Source organism: Phycicoccus endophyticus (assembly GCF_011326735.1).
GTDB classification, from domain to species: Bacteria; Actinomycetota; Actinomycetes; order Actinomycetales; family Dermatophilaceae; genus Phycicoccus; species Phycicoccus endophyticus.
Genome location: NZ_JAANCN010000007.1, coordinates 14,921 through 30,261, shown reverse-complemented (window position 1 = coordinate 30,261; position 15,341 = coordinate 14,921). Strand labels below are relative to the sequence as shown.

Annotated in this window: 9 protein-coding genes; 5 read left to right on the top strand and 4 right to left on the bottom strand. The window is 75.4% G+C overall.

Annotated features, from left to right (window positions below):
* The first annotated feature begins 13 nt into the window (after nt 1-13).
* The gene (locus tag G8D98_RS09180) at nt 14-3,952 is read left to right on the top strand and encodes an FtsK/SpoIIIE domain-containing protein (RefSeq protein ID WP_166102059.1); all 3,939 of its coding nucleotides are present in this window, start codon (nt 14-16) and stop codon (nt 3,950-3,952) included.
* Nucleotides 3,953-3,976: 24 nt separating this feature from the next.
* On the opposite strand, the gene G8D98_RS09175 is transcribed toward G8D98_RS09180, so the two are convergent.
* On the bottom strand, nt 3,977-4,387 hold the full coding sequence (locus tag G8D98_RS09175) for a hypothetical protein (protein WP_229661757.1): 411 nt from the start codon (nt 4,385-4,387) through the stop codon (nt 3,977-3,979).
* Between the two features lie 274 nt (nt 4,388-4,661).
* Here G8D98_RS09175 and G8D98_RS09170 point away from each other — a divergent pair, with 274 nt between their 5' ends.
* Nucleotides 4,662-4,910, top strand: coding sequence for a WhiB family transcriptional regulator (locus tag G8D98_RS09170; protein ID WP_055811177.1), 249 nt, complete (start codon nt 4,662-4,664; stop codon nt 4,908-4,910).
* Nucleotides 4,911-4,928: 18 nt separating this feature from the next.
* Here G8D98_RS09170 and G8D98_RS09165 read toward each other — a convergent pair whose 3' ends face one another.
* Complete coding sequence (locus tag G8D98_RS09165; RefSeq protein ID WP_166102057.1) at nt 4,929-6,404, bottom strand: sensor histidine kinase; 1,476 nt, start codon at nt 6,402-6,404, stop codon at nt 4,929-4,931.
* Between the two features lie 24 nt (nt 6,405-6,428).
* Nucleotides 6,429-11,342, bottom strand: coding sequence for an NAD-glutamate dehydrogenase (locus G8D98_RS09160; RefSeq protein WP_166102055.1), 4,914 nt, complete (start codon nt 11,340-11,342; stop codon nt 6,429-6,431).
* A gap of 188 nt (nt 11,343-11,530) precedes the next feature.
* On the opposite strand from G8D98_RS09160, the gene G8D98_RS09155 reads away from it, so the two are divergent.
* Both G8D98_RS09155 and G8D98_RS09150 read left to right on the top strand, forming a co-directional pair.
* The gene (locus G8D98_RS09155) at nt 11,531-11,812 is read left to right on the top strand and encodes a hypothetical protein (RefSeq protein WP_166102052.1); all 282 of its coding nucleotides are present in this window, start codon (nt 11,531-11,533) and stop codon (nt 11,810-11,812) included.
* Nucleotides 11,809-12,330, top strand: a complete 522-nt coding sequence (locus tag G8D98_RS09150) for a hypothetical protein (RefSeq protein WP_166102050.1) — start codon at nt 11,809-11,811, stop codon at nt 12,328-12,330. Before G8D98_RS09155 ends, G8D98_RS09150 begins: the two co-directional genes overlap by 4 nt.
* 3 nt (nt 12,331-12,333) lie before the next feature.
* Here G8D98_RS09150 and G8D98_RS09145 read toward each other — a convergent pair whose 3' ends face one another.
* Entirely contained in the window at nt 12,334-14,739 is a 2,406-nt protein-coding gene (locus G8D98_RS09145) for a sulfatase-like hydrolase/transferase (RefSeq protein WP_229661758.1), read from the bottom strand.
* Between the two features lie 103 nt (nt 14,740-14,842).
* On the opposite strand from G8D98_RS09145, the gene G8D98_RS09140 reads away from it, so the two are divergent.
* Complete coding sequence (locus G8D98_RS09140; protein ID WP_166102047.1) at nt 14,843-15,337, top strand: DUF2505 domain-containing protein; 495 nt, start codon at nt 14,843-14,845, stop codon at nt 15,335-15,337.
* The last annotated feature ends 4 nt before the right edge of the window (nt 15,338-15,341 follow it).

The window sequence follows — 15,341 nt, the reverse complement described above, 5'->3', positions numbered from 1 at the left end:
TAGCGTCGACCCCGTGGAGATCCGGGTGACCGTGCACGTGCCACGGAGGCGGCCGATGGCGCAGGACGTCGTCGTGCGCTGGCGCGGCCCCGCGCACCTCGCACACCTGCGGGCCGCCCTCGCCGAGCACCTCGGGCACGCGGTCCCCGGCCTCGCGGCCGGCGGCCGCCTGCTGGCGGACGACGTGCCCCTCGGGCTGCCTCCACTCCTCGACGGCGTCTCCCTCGCCGTCGTCACCGACCGAGCCGGCGTGGCGGGCGACGCAGGGGGCCGCCCGCCCGCCGTGCTCTCTCTCGCCGTCGTCGGCGGACCCGACGCGGGCCGCTCTCTCCCGCTGTCCCCGCCAGGGATGACCGTGGGCCGTGGTCCCACGACCGGCCTGCGTCTCGAGGACCCGGCCCTGAGCCGCTCCCACTGCCGGGTGGCGCTCGACGCCCACGGTGTCCACGTCGAGGACCTGGAGGCGACCAACGGCGTGCTCGTCGACGGCCGTCCTCGCACCGGGCGCACGAGCATCGACACCTCCTCCACGGTGGTCGTCGGCGCGAGCACGCTCCGGATCCGGCGGGCCGGCGCCCCGGGCTCCCCCGCGACCCCGATGGGGGACGGGACGGTCGCCGTCGCCCCGCTGCCCTCGCCGCCGAGGGAGCGAGCCGCCGAGGAGCTGCTCGCCCCCCGGGCCCCGGACCCGCCGACCCGCACGCGGGTCCCGTGGGTGGCCGCCCTGGCGCCGGTCCCGGTCGTGGCCGGGCTCGCGGTCTTCCTCGGTCCCCACGTCCTTGCGTTCGCCGTCCTCGGGCCCGTCGTCCTGCTCGCCACCGCCCTGAGCGACCGGATCGGTCGCCGCCGGCGCCACCGGCGCGAGTGCGCGCAGCACGAGGTCGCCATGGCCGCCCACGAGAAGCGGGTGGCCGCGGCCCTCGCCCACGAGGCCGCCCGCGAGCAGGCGGCCTGCCCCGACCCCCACGCGGTCCTGAGCCGGGCGGAACGGCGCGGTCCGGGGCTGTGGTCGGCTGGCTGCGACCCCACGGTCCGCCTGGGCCTCGGGAGCCGCCCGTCGGCCTGCACGGTCGTCGACGCCCAGGGCCACGCCGACCGGCCCGGACTCCACGGAGTCCCGGTGACCGTGGCCCTCCCGGGCACGCTGCTCGCGTTCGTCGGGCCGAGCGAGGTCACCGACCGCGCACTCGCCGCGGTCGTCGGCCAGCTGGTCACTGCCTGGCCTCCCTCGGCCCTCAGCGTGCACCTGGCCGGGGCAGACGCGCCGGGTTGGGCCTGGCTCTCGCTCCTGCCGCACCACGGTGCGGCGGCGAGCCGTCCTCTGCTGGTCGCGCCGGACGCCGCCGCCGCCGGTGCCTCGCAGCGGCTCGCCGCGGTGGCGGCCGAGGGGGGTCTCGTCCTCGCTGCGGCCCGTCACCGCGAGGCGCTCCCGCCGCACGCCCTGGCCGTCGACGTCGGCGGGGGCCCGGCGGCCGTCGCCGGGCCCCCCGGCACGAGCGTCGTGGTCGATGGCGTCGGGCCGGCGTGGTGCGACCGGCTCGCCCGGGCCCTTGCGCCGCTGCGCTCCTGCGGACCCGGCACCCGCCCGCTTCCGTCCGAGGTCTCCCTCGGTGAGCTGCTCGGCCTGCGCAGCGACGACGCGGGGTGGTTGCGCGCCCGCTGGGCGGCCGCGGCCGGGCCGACCGCCACCGTGGGCGTCGGCCCGTCCGGACCGCTGGTCGTCGACCTTCGAACGGACGGACCGCACGTCCTCGTCGGGGGCACGACCGGCTCCGGCAAGTCGGAGTTCCTCCGCACGCTCGTCACCGGCCTCGCACTGGACTCCCCACCCGAGGAGCTCACGCTCCTGCTCGTGGACTTCAAGGGAGGCGCGGCGTTCGGGCCGTGTGCCGGGCTGCCGCACGTCGTCGGGCTCGTCACCGACCTCGACGACCGGCTCGTCCGGCGGGTGCTGCGCGCCCTCGAGGCCGAGCTGCGCCGGCGCGAGGAGCTGCTCGCACGCCTGGGCGCCGCCGACCTCGAGGCCGCCGCGCGTCGGTGGCCGAGCGACGAGCCGGCGCTTCCCCGGCTCGTCGTCGTCGTCGACGAGCTGCGCGCGCTGGTCGACGAGCATCCGGACGCGCTCACCGCGCTGGTCCGGATCGCGGCGCAGGGTCGCTCACTCGGTCTCCACCTCGTCCTGGCCACGCAGCGGCCGGCCGGCACGGTCACCGCCCAGGTCCAGGCCAACGTCAACCTGCGGATCGCCTTCCGCGTCCGCGACCGCAGCGACGCGGTGCACGTCGTCGAGGACGAGCGGGCCGCACTGCTGCCGGCCGACGTCCCCGGGCGGGGGGTGGCCCGGGGCGGGGACGGTGTCCTCACCGAGTTCCAGGCCGCCCTCGCCACGCCCGCGCCGAGCGCGGAGCCGCAGGTCATCGTCCTGCCTGCCTCGCGCGACGCAGTCCTCGGCCCCGCCGGCGCGGACCACGCCGAGGGTCTCGCCGACCTCGTCCGGCTCCTGCGCCAGGTGCACACCGGCCCGGCGCCGCGACGCCCCTGGCTGCCCCCGCTGGCGTCGCGGCTGACGGGCGACGGGTGCCCGCCGGGAACCGTCGCCCTCGTCGACGACCCGGACCGCCAGCGGGTCCGGCACCTGGCCTGGAGCGAGCAGACGCCGCTGTGGCGCGTCGTCGGACCGGCGCGCTCGGGGCGTACCCAGGCGCTGCGCTCGCTCGTCCACGCAGCGGCCGAGCTGCTCGCGCCCTCCCGGCTGCACGTCCAGGTCCTCGGGGGAGCCCTGGCGGACCTGCGGGCACTGCCTCACGTCGGCACCGTGGCCCCCACCGAGGACCAGGCCGCCGTCGGGGCCGTCCTCGACCACCTCGAGCACGCCGCCCGGGGAGAGGACGCGCCCCTCGCGCTGCTCGTCGTCGACGGCCTCGACCGGCTCGAGGACGACACCCACGCAGTGACGCCTGCGGGCGAACGGGTGGCCCGGCTCGTGCGCGACGCACGCGCCCTCGTGGCCGTGGCCGGCGGTCGCGACCTGCTGCGCCCGCGGTGGGCGGGGCTGGGCGGCGAGGCACTCCTCCTGGGGCCGCGCGACCCGCTGGACGCCGCCCTGCTCGGCACCCCCCTGACCGACGTCGGGACGAGCCCCACTCCCGGGCGCGGGGTCCTCGCACGGGACGGCTGCGAGCTGCAGGTCGTGCTCACCCCGGCGGACGGGTCGCGTCCCCTCGCCGGCGGTGCCCCCGGTGCCGCGCCGTGGACCTACCGTGCGCTTCCGCGGCGGGTGCTGCGTCGCGAGGTCCTCCAGGCCCCCACCGCGCCGGGCTGGCTGCTCGGGCTCACCGGGCCGAGCGCCGAGCCGTGGGCCTGGTCACCGGAGCGCGACGGCCGGCTACTCCTGCTCGCCGGCCCGCCCGGCTCGGGACGCAGCACCGCCCTGCGCACCCTGGCCCGGTCCGCCGCCCTCGTGGGCCAGCCGCTCGTGTGTGTCTGCCCCGACCCCTCGGCCCCGCCGACGTGGCCATCTGTCGACGACGCGGTCACCGCCGGGGACGTCGATCGGCTCGTGGCGCTGCGCCGGCGCCACCCCGGTCTGCTCGTCCTCGTCGACGACGCCGACCGGCTCGACGACGCACCGGTGCGGCCGGTCCTCGAGGAGATCACCGAGCTGCTCCACCGCGACGGTGGGGCGATGGTCGTCGCCGGCTCGAGCACGGCCCTCGCCTCCCGCCTGCGGGGCCTGGACGCCCGGGCCGCCCGGGAACGCCGGGGCCTTCTCCTCCGGCCCCGCCAGGACGACGGGCACCTGCTGGGGCTGGCCCGCGCCGCGCTGCCCGCCGACCCGGGCCCGCCGGGCCGAGGCGTCCTCGTCCTCGACTCCGGCTCCGCACTCCTGCAGGTCCTCACCGACGAGGAGGGCCCCTCGGCGGTCAGCCCTGGAGATCCGAGCCGTCGATGAGCCGGCCGTCCGCGGTCCAGACCCTCAGCTCGGGTCCCCGCCGCCGGGGTCGGGCACCCGAGCGGCGACCGTCGCCCCGAGAGCCACCACGGCGAGCGCCAGCACGACCACGCCGAGCACGGGCCGGCCCGCCTGGAGCAGCGAGACCCCGACGGGCAGCAGGAGCAGGTTGACGACGACCGTCGGGGTCCGCGGCCACCGGGCCGCGCCCAGCCAGCCGCGGGCCAGCGCCGCGAGCCCCGCCGCGCCGAGGAGGATGGTCACCGCCGACATCGCCACCCGGGCGGCGTCGCTGCCCTCCCCCCGGGCCAGCTCGTAGAGGTAGAAGGCCGCGAACCCGGCCAGGGCCAGCGCCTCGACGACGCACGCCGCGGCGGCGACCACGCGCGGTCCCCGGGGCGTGGGAGCGGCGGCGTTCGGCGAGGTGGGGGGCACGCCGGAAGCCTAGGACAGCGCCCGGGAACACAGCCGGCCCACCCGGCCGTTGTCCCTCGGTGAACACCGCCGACCCGATCTCCCTCCGCGCGCCGCGCCCGAAGGTCTGGCCGGATTGGGTCGGTCACGGTAGAGTAACGCTGCGGACGTTTGCGCGTTACACGTCCGTCACATAGGGCTGCAACGGCGCACCCGCCCCTGACGACCGTGCACTCGCCCTCCCGCCCGGTGTCGACCTGACTTCCTGCACCACCCCGACCAAGGAGCACCATCCATGGACTGGCGCGACCGCGCTGCCTGCCTCGACGAGGACCCCGAGCTGTTCTTCCCCATCGGGAACACCGGCCCGGCGATCGCTCAGATCGAGGAGGCCAAGGCCGTCTGCCGGCGCTGCGAGGTCATCGACACCTGCCTGAAGTGGGCCATCGAGTCCGGTCAGGACGCCGGCGTCTGGGGCGGCATGTCCGAGGACGAGCGCCGCGCGCTCAAGCGCCGCAACGCCCGCGCCCGCCGCGCCGGCTGACCACCGGGCACCCGCCCCTCACCGCAGCGGCCGCAGCCGCGCGACGAACTCCACCCGCGTCCCGCGCGGCTCGACGTTCTCCCACCGGATCCGCCCGCGCAGGTCCTGCACGAACGAGGTGACGATCCGGGTGCCCAGCCCGGCCAGCCCCGGCCGGAAGCCCGCCGGCAGCCCCGCCCCGTCGTCGGTCACCGAGACCGTGAGGTCGTCCCCGCCCTCCATCGGCCGGCGTTCCACGCGCACCACGACCGTGCCGTCCCGGTCGGCGAGCCCGTGCTCGACGGCGTTCTGCACGAGCTCGGACATCACCATCGCCAGCGCCGTCGCGTCCTCGGCGCGCACCCGTCCGAACGTCCCTTCGAAGCGGCTGTCGACGTGGTGCTCACGGGTCGCGACCTCGACGACCGCCCGCAGCCCCCGCAGCGCGATCTCGTCGAAGCTCACCGTCTCGTCGAACCCGGTCGAGAGGGTCTCGTGGACGAGCGCGATCGTCGCGACCCGGCGCACGGCCTCCTCGAGCGCGGCCTTGGCGTTCTCCTCCGGCACCCGCCGCCCCTGCAGCCGCAGCAGCGCCGCCACCGTCTGCAGGTTGTTCTTCACCCGGTGGTGGATCTCACGGATCGTCGCGTCCTTGGTCAGCAGCTCCTGCTCGCGCCGACGCAGCTCGGAGACGTCGCGCAGGAGGATCATCGCCCCCTGGCGCACCCCACCACGGGTCAGCGGGACCGCCCGCATCGTCACCGTCGCCGAGGCGGTCTCGACCTCGGTCCGCCACGACGCGCGCCCCATGACGACGACCGCGAGCGTCTCGTCGACCTGCCGCTCCCCCGCGGCGACGAGGTCGGTGACGATCTTGGCCAGGGTCTCCCCGACGACGTCGCCGACGTGCCCCATCCGGTGCACCGCCGAGACCGCGTTCGGGCTCGCGTAGCGGATGACGCCCTCGGCGTCGAGGTGGATGACGCCGTCCCCGACCCGCGGGGCGCCGCGCCGCAGCCCGGTCGGCGCCGAGGTCGGCGGGAACTCGCCCGTGGCGACCATCGTGAGGATCGCGTCGGCGAGCTCGTGGTAGGTCAGCTCCAGCCGGCTCGGGGTGCGCCCGCCGGTGAGGTTGGCGTGCCGGGTGACCACGGCGACGACCCGCCCCTCGTGGACGACCGGCACGGCGTCCTCGCGCACCGACATGTCCTCGCGCACCATCGGCGAGGGCGCCGTGACCAGGCGCCGCTCGCGGGCCGCGTCGTCGAGCATCGCCGCCCGCGAGCGGGTCGAGGTGCGCCCGACGATGTCGTCGTAGAAGACCATCGGGCCGGTGTTGGGGCGCACGTGCGCGACGGCGCGCCAGCCGTCGAGGCCGCCGCGCACCCACAGGACGAGGTCGGCGAAGGACAGGTCGGCCACGAGCTGCCAGTCGCCGACGAGCAGGTGGAGCCACTCCGACTCCGCGGGCTGCAGGTCGGCCGTCTCGCGCAGCATCTCGGCCAGCGTGCTCACCCCGCGAAGCCTAGGTCACCGGGCTCAGGCGGAGGTACCGACCCGGATCACCGAGCGCAGCGTCCGCAGCGCCACCGAGAGCGCCGCGATGTTCGGCCGCTCCAGCCGCAGCACGCCCGAGAGCGCCGAGGTGGCCCGCTCCACGGACTCCTCGTTGCTCGCCTCCCACACCGCGTACTGCGCCGCCGGGTCGTCGTCGGCGGCGTCGCTGCCCGCGGCGCTCTCGAGCACCGAACGGGTCAGGCTCTCCAGCACGGCGTACAGGTCGTCGCGCAGCGCGCCGCGGGCCAGGGCGTCCCAGCGGTCCTCCCGTGGCAGCAGGGTGACCTTCCCGAGCATCGCGTCGATGCCGAACCGCTCGCTGAGCAGGTAGTACAGCGGTGCCACGTCCGTCGGGGCGCGGCCGGTGTCCGTGGCGATGTCGACGATGTCGAGCAGCGAGTACTGGTCGAGCAGCGAGGCCGAGCGCACCGCCAGCTCGGCCGGCACACCCGCCTCCTCGAGCTCGGCCGCCCGCGCGTCGAGGCGCTCGCGCTCCTCGCCCCGCAGCAGGCCGGGCACCTCGGGGGCGAGCTCGTGGACCACCCCGGCGAACCGGTCCACCTCGGCGCCGATGTCCAGCTGCGAGGGCCGCGCGGAGAGGAACCAGCGCACGGTGCGGTCCAGCAGCCGACGGAACTCGAGGTAGAGCTCGGTCTGCGCGGAGGTCGGCACCCGGTTGTCGAGCTCCTCGACGGCCCGCACGTAGTCGGCCAGCCCGAAGACCTCGCGGGCCACGACGAACGCCCGGGCGACCTGCTCGGGGGCGGCCCCGGCCTCCTCCTGGGCCCGGTAGGCGAAGGTGATCCCGCCCCGGTTGACCATGGAGTTGACGAGCGCGTTCGTGACGATCTCGCGGCGCAGCGGGTGCTCGGCGAGCTCCGCGGCGTACCGCTCGCGCAGGGGCGGCGGGAAGTACTCGGCGAGCGTCCCCGCGAAGTACGGGTCGTCGGGGATGGTGCTGGCGAGGATGTCCTCCTTGAGCGCGAGCTTGGCGTAGGCGACGAGCACCGAGAACTCCGGGCTCTTCAGCCCGAGCCCGTCGTGGTGGCGCTTCTCGAGCTCGGCGTCCGAGGGCAGGAACTCCAGGGCCCGGTCGAGCAGCCGGCGCTGCTCGAGCCAGTGCATGAACCGCTCGTGCACGCTGACCATGGCGTGCTCCTGGGCCCGGGCGTTGCCGAGGAGCACATTCTGCTCGTAGTTGTCCCGCAGCACGTGCTCGGCGACGTCGTCGGTCATCGACGCGAGCAGCTCGTTGCGCTCGGGCGTGTCCAGCCCGCCCGCCCGCACGACGTCCTGGAGGAGGATCTTGATGTTCACCTCGTGGTCGGAGGTGTCCACCCCCGCCGAGTTGTCGATGGCGTCGGTGTTGACCCGCACCCCGTGGAAGGCGGCCTCGATCCGGCCGAGCTGGGAGAGGCCGAGGTTGCCGCCCTCGCCGACGACCTTGACCCGCAGCTGGCGTCCGTCGACCCGGATCGCGTCGTTGGCCCGGTCGCCGATCTCGAGGTGCTCCTCGCTCGAGGCCTTGACGTAGGTGCCGATCCCGCCGTTCCACAGCAGGTCCGCCGGTGCGAGCAGGATGGCGTGGATCAGCTCGGCCGGGGTCATCGTCGTCACGCCGTCATCGATGCCGAGCGCCTCGCGCATCTGCGGGGTGACCCGCACCGACTTCAGTGACCGCGCGAAGACGCCGCCGCCCTCGCTGACCAGTGAGCGGTCGTAGTCGTCCCACGAGCTGCGCGGCAGCTCGAAGAGCCGGCGGCGCTCGGCGAAGGAGGCCGCGGCGTCCGGCGCCGGGTCGACGAACACGTGCCGGTGGTCGAAGGCGGCGACCAGGCGGATGTGCTCGGAGAGGAGCATCCCGTTGCCGAAGACGTCCCCGCTCATGTCGCCGACCCCGACGACGGTGAGGTCCTCGGTCTGGGTGTCGCGCCCCATCTCGCGGAAGTGCCGCTTGACCGACTCCCACGCCCCCCGGGCGGTGATCCCCATCGCCTTGTGGTCGTAGCCGGCCGAGCCACCGGAGGCGAACGCGTCGTCGAGCCAGAACCCGTAGGACTGGGCGACCCCGTTGGCGAGGTCGGAGAAGGTCGCGGTGCCCTTGTCGGCGGCGACGACGAGGTAGGGGTCGTCGCCGTCGTGCCGCACGACCCGCTCGGGCGCGACGACCTCCCCGGAGACCCGGTTGTCGGTGACGTCGAGCAGCCCGCGGATGAAGGTGCGGTAGGCCTCCTGGCCCTCCGCGAGCCAGGCCTCGCGCTCGAGAGCCGGGTCCGGCAGCGCCTTGGCGTAGAAGCCGCCCTTGGAGCCGGTGGGCACGATGACGGCGTTCTTGACCATCTGTGCCTTGACCAGGCCGAGGATCTCGGTGCGGAAGTCCTCGCGCCGGTCGCTCCAGCGCAGCCCGCCGCGGGCCACCGGGCCGAAGCGCAGGTGCACGCCCTCGACCCGTGGGCTGTAGACAAAGATCTCGAACTGGGGCCGCGGGGCGGGCAGGTCCGGCACCGCCCGCGGGTCGAGCTTGAGCGAGACGTACCCGTGGTACTCCCCGCCCTCGCGCCCGGGCTGGTAGTAGTTCGTACGCAGCCCGGCCCGGACCACCCCGAGGAAGGCCCGGATGATCCGGTCGTGGTCGAGGCTGGAGACCTGCTCGAGGGCGTCGAGCACCCGCTGGGCGACCTCCTCCTCGGCCTCGGCGCGGGCCGCGCGCCCGTCCTCGTCGTCGGCGTGCCGGTCGGGGTCGAAGCGGGTCTCCCACACGGTGACGAGGTCGCGGGCGACCTGCGGATGGGCGACGAGCGCGTCCTCGAGGTAGCTCTGGGAGTACGTGGCCCGGGCCTGGCGCAGGTACTTGGCGACCGTGCGCAGGATGACCACCTGCCGCCAGGTCAGCTGCGCGCCGAGGACGAGCCGGTTGAAGCCGTCGGACTCCGCCCGCCGGTCCCACACCGCGGCGACGGCACCCTCGAACAGCTCGCGCAGCCGCTCGTGCGGGCAGGCCTCCCACACCGCACAGTCCGGGACGCGCAGGCCGAAGTCGTACACGTGGAGGGCGGCACCGTCGGAGCGCTGCACCTCGAAGGGCTGCTCGTCGACGACCTCGACGCCCATGTCGGTGAAGATCGGCAGGATGTGCGTCAGCGAGAGCGGCTCGACGCGGAAGAGCTTGAAGCGGCGGATCTCGTCGGGGGCCTGAAGCGGCCGGTAGAGCGCCACGCTCGTGCCCTGCTCGGGGCCGAGCCGGTCGAGGTGGCTGATGTCGGCCACCCCCTGGCTCACCGTGAAGGACTCCTCGTAGGCGGTCGGGAAGGCACGCCCGAACCGGTCCATGAGCCGGTCGCCGGCCTCCTCGCCGTACGCCGCGTCGAGGGCGTCGCCGAGCCGGTCGGACCAGGTGCGGCTCGTCTCGACAAGCCGGCGCTCGAGGGCCTCGCGCTGCTCACGGTCCAGGGTGCGGATACGGCCGCCCTTGGCCACCCGGACGACGAACTGCAGCCGGGCGAGCGCCGACTCGCTGACCCGGGCGGCGAACTCGACCTCGCTGCCGCCGAAGGCCTCGGTGAGGATGTCGGCCATCCGCAGCCGCACGGCGGTGTTGTAGCGGTCGCGCGGGATGAACACGAGGCACGAGACGTACCGGCCGAACTCGTCCTCGCGCACGAAGAGCTTGGTGCGCCGGCGCTCCTGGAGCTGGGTGACCGCGATGGCCGTCTCGTAGATCTGGTCGACGGATGCCTGGAAGAGCTCGTCGCGCGGGAACTTCTCGAGCGTCTCGAGCAGGTCCTTGCCGGTGTGGCTGTCGAGCGCGAGCCCGGAGCGCTCCAGGACCGCCTGGACCTTCTCGGCGACGACCGGCACCCGCGTGACGGACTCGGTGTAGGCCGTCGAGGCGTACAGCCCGAGGAAGCGGCGCTCCCCGACGACCTCGCCCCGCCCGTCGTAGACCTTGACGCCCACGTAGTCCAGGTGCGCGACGCGGTGCACCGTCGAGGTCGAGTTCGCCTTGGTCAGCACGAGCAGCTCGGGCCGGTGGGCGATGGCCGAGGCCTCCGGGCTGAGGACGTCGGGGGCGACCCCGAGCGGGGGGTCGGCCCGCAGCAGGCCGAGACCGGTGCCGGTGACCGGGGCGATGACCTCCCCCTGCGGGGTGCCCTCGAGGGTGTACTCGCGGTAGCCGAGGAAGGTGAAGTGGTTGTCGGCCATCCAGCGCAGGAAGCGGGTCGCGCGGACGACCTCGTCCGGGCCGAGCCCGCTCGGCGGCGCGCCTTCGAGCTCCGCGGCGAGCACGAGGCAGCGGCTGCGCATCTTCGGCCAGTCCTCGACCGCCTGCCGGACGTCCTCGAGCACGCCACGGATGGTCCGCTCGAGACCCTCGCGGCGCTCCTCGTCGCCCTCGCGGTCGATGGAGAGCAGCATCCACGACTCGGCGAGCTCGCCGACGGCCCCCGAGCGGAAGCCCTTGGTGATGTCGCGGTCGGCGACCGCCTTCAGCTCGCCCACGGCGTCCCGCTCGACGACGAGCTGGGGGTGGACGACGAGGTGGATGTCGATGCCCGCCTGCACGAGCGCCCCGGTGACCGAGTCGACGAGGAAGGGCATGTCGTCGGTGACGACCTGCAGGACCGTGCGCGGGTTGGACCACCCGTCGGTCTCGGTCGTCGGGTTGTACACCCGCACGTTCGCCGTGCCGGGCGGCCGGTGCCGGGCGAGCTGCAGGTGGCTGTGGGCGACGCCGGCGAAGACCTCGGGCGGGCGCGCCGCGAGCTCGTCGAGGGGGGTGTGCCGGAAGTACCGCTCGACGAACTCGCTCCCCCAGCCGTCGGGCGCGAGCTCCTCGTAGGCCCGAACGATCGGCGCGAGGATCTCCTCGCGGGGGGTGACCGGGCCGGTCGGCATGGGGCGCTCGCACTCCTTCGTCGCGGGTGGCACCGCGAACGCGGTGGGCCACGTCCTCGTGTCCGTGGCCGAGCCTAGCCACCCTCGCGCCGGGTGAGGGCATCCACCCCGTCGGCGGTCACGGCGCTCGCCTGCCGCCCTGTGGGGAACGCCCCGCCGCCGACCGGTGCGGCGGCTACCGTGGGGCGGTGCCCTCCGGACCCGAACCGGCCTCCGCCCGCTCCGTCGCGGCCCACCTCGACGCCCTGCGGGCCCTGCTCGCCGAGGCCGAGGAGGACGTCCTGGCGAGCCTCGTCGTCACCGGCGAGCCACGGCCGCAGCGCGTGCTCGACGACTGGCTGGACCAGGTCGCCGACAGCCTGCGGGCGCTGACCGAGACCGCGGACGAGGTGGCTCTGGCGCTCGCGCCGTACGCCGGGGCCGGCGCGCCCGCGGCCGGCGCCGAGCGGGACCGGCAGGTCCCCCGATGAGCGTCGTCCCGGGCGACCCCGGCTCGTTCGCCGCCGCCGCCTCGACCCTCGCCGCCGCCGGGCGGCGCCTCGGTGCCAGCGCGCCGCCCCTGGCCACGGCGCTCGCCGACCTCGGTGAGGGCTGGGCCGGACGGGTCTCGGTGCACACCCGCCGCCGGGGTGCGGACCTGGCCGAGGCGACGACGTCGGCGGCCACCGAGCTCGAGCGGGTCGCCCGCCTCCTGCAGGACCGTGCCGGCGACCTCTCCGAGCTGCACGCCCGAGGCCGGGCGCTGCACGAGCGGGCGGCCACCGCCGGCCTCGAGCTGCGCGACGGGCGGGTCGTGCCCGGCTACGGGGTGCGGGGGGAGGCCGACGAGGCCACCGACGCCGGACGCCGCGAACGCGCCGTGCGGCTCCAGGGTGAGCTCGACCTCCTCCTGGCCCAGCACCGGCGCCGGCGGGACTTCGTCCTCGACGAGCTGCGCGCCTCGGCCGCCCGGCTCACGACCCTCTCCGACGCCCTCCGGCGCGGGTGAGCCTCAGTCGGCCAGCCGGGCCGCGAGTGCCGCCCGCTCCTCGGGGGCCAGGGGGGCGCCGGGCTCGAGGTCGACCACCACCTTGTCGATCCGGCCGGTGAACGCGTTCCGCAGCGGGGGGTAGTCGTCGACGACCGGGCTGCCCCGGTCGACGCCGACGTTGAAGGTCTCGTCGAACGCGAAGTAGTAGGCCGTCGTGGCGGCCAGCCGGCCCTCCCCGACGACGGTGCCGTCGACGAGCAGGCTCACCCGGGCCCCGCTGCCCGGCGGGCCGCCGTCGTAGACGAAGTCCATCGCGAGGGTGTGCGCGCCGGGGCGCACGACCGTGCGCGAGCGCACCACGGTCAGGTCGCGCCCGTAGCGGTTGTAGGCGTAGCAGGGCCGCCCGTCGAGCAGGTAGAAGGACCACCCGCCGAACCGGCCGCCCTGGGCGACGAGGACCCCGCCCGAGGCCTGCGGTGGCAGATGGCTGTGCGGAAGGTCCAGCTCGACGCTCACCCGGTGGGAACGGTTCTTGACGTTCGGCGCCGCCTCCTCCGACAGCCGGCGCGTCGTCGGGCCGAACACCATCCGCCGGCGCCCGTGGTGGAGGTCGAAGCGGCCGGCGAGCTCGGGGTTCTCCCGCTCGGTGACCCGGTCGTCCAGCGGGAAGACGTGGTGGCGCGCGGCCTCCTCGACGAAGACCTCGCGTAGCGCCGCGAGCCGCTGCGGGTCGCTCCCGGCGAGGTCGCGCGACTGCGACCAGTCCGCCGTCGTGTCGTAGAGCTCCCACGGGTCGTCCTCGAACGGCCGGGGCGCCTCGGTCATCCGCCACGGCCGACCGTGCCGGGCCACCGCCGTCCAGCCCTCGTGGTAGATGCCCCGGTTGCCGACCATCTCGAAGTACTGGGTGCGGCGGCGGTCCGCCGCCGCGGGCGCGTCGAAGCTGTAGCCCATCGAGACCCCCTCGACCGGCTGCTGGAGCACCCCCTCGACGGTCTCGGGCAGCGGCACACCCGCGGCCTCGCAGACGGTCGGGAGGATGTCGATGACGTGGTGGAACTGGTCGCGGACCTCGCCGCGGGCGGCGAAGCCCGCCGGCCAGTGCACGACGAGCCCGTCGCGCGTGCCGCCGAAGTGCGAGGCCACCTGCTTGGTCCACTGGTAGGGGGTGTTCATCGCGAGCGCCCAGCCGACGGGGTACATGCCGTAGGTCGACGGGGAGCCGATCTCGTCGAGCCGGGCGTCCATGTCGGCGACGTCGTCGGCGATGCCGTGGCCGACGAGGTGCTCGCGCACGGTGCCCTCGAGGCCGCCCTCCCCCGAGGCGCCGTTGTCCCCGAGCAGGTAGAGGACGAGGGTGTTCTCCAGCGCCCCCGCCTCCTCGAGGGCGTCGACGAGCCGGCCCACCTGGCGGTCGGCGTGCTCGGCGAAGCCGGCGTAGGTCTCCATGAGCCGCACGGCCACCCGCCGTCCGGCGTCGTCGAGCTCGTCCCAGTGGGGCACCCCGTCGGCCCACGGGGCGAGGCTCGTGCCCTCGGGGACGACACCGAGCTGCTGCTGGCGAGCGAGGATCTCCTCGCGCATCGCGTCCCAGCCGGCGTCGAAGCGGCCGCGGTAGCGCTCGATCCACTCCGGCGCGACGTGGAAGGGCGCGTGCGTCGCCCCGAGGGCCAGGTAGCAGAAGAAGGGCCGGTCCGGGGTGAGCGTGGTCTGGGTGCGCACCCAGGTGACGGCCTGGTCGAGCAGGTCCTCGGTGAGGTGGTAGCCCTCCTGCGGGGTGCGCTCCGGCTCGTAGGGCGAGGTCCCGGCGTACAGCTGGGGGTACCAGTGGTTCATCTCGGCCCCGAGGAACCCGTAGAACGTGCCGAACCCCTCACCCGTCGGCCACCGGGTGAACGGCCCCGACGGGGTGACCTCGACCGGCGGGGTCTGGTGCCACTTGCCGAAGGCGGCCGTCGAGTACCCGTTCCCGGCGAGCACCTGGGCGAGGGTGCCCGCGCTGCGGGGCCGGAACCCGTGGTACCCCGGCTCGCTCGTCGCCATCTCCGAGGTCACCCCCATGCCGACCGAGTGGTGGTTGCGGCCGGTGAGCAGCGCCTGGCGGGTCGGCGAGCACAAGGAGGTGACGTGGAAGCGGCTGTAGCGCAGGCCGCCGGCCGCGAGCCGCTCCGCCGTCGGCATGTGGACCGGGCCGCCGTAGGGCGAGGAGGCGCCGAAGCCCATGTCGTCGACGACGACGAGCAGCACGTTCGGGGCCCCCTGCGGGGCACGCACGGGCACGACCGGCAGGCCGGAGACGTCGAGCGGCAGGTGGCGCCGGTCCGGCTCGGGCGGGGGCGCCGCGCTCGTGCTCGCCGGGTCGAGCAGCGGGGAGGGCGACTGGGCGGAGGGGTGGCCGGGCTCGGGGGCGCCGTGGGCAGGTGGCACGCAGCGGATCCTCCACCCGGGACCCGTCCGCCGTCCACGACCGGCCGAGCGGCGGACACCCGCCGTAGGATCGCCGCTCCAGGCCCCGAGCGAAGGACGACCCGTGCGACTCACCCGCCGCGAGCAGCTGGCCGCCACCGCGCAGCAGGTCTACGCCGTGCTCACCGACGCCGGCTTCCAGCACGCCAAGTGCGAGGCGACCACCGCGGGCGGACGGTACGAGGTGGAGGTGAGCGAGCACGCCCTCGGCCACCGGGTGCGGACCGCGCGCGAGCTGCCGGCCGACGGCCTGCCCGACGTCGCCCGCTCCTTCGTCGGTGACACCCTCACCGTCGTCGAGGTCTACGACTGGGGCGCGCCGGAGCCCGGTGGGGCCCGGCAGGCGAGCGTCGACCTCCACGTCCAGGGCGCCCCCCTCACCCTCAAGGGCACCCTGCGGCTCGAGGGCGACGGCGCGGGCTCGCTCGAGCTGCTCGACGCCGAGCTCAAGGCCACCGTGCCGCTCGTCGGCGGCCGGATCGAGCGCGCGGCCGCGGGTCCGATCGACGCCGCGATCGGGCGCGAGCTCGACCTGCTGCGCGAGCGTCTCGGCGGCTGAGCCC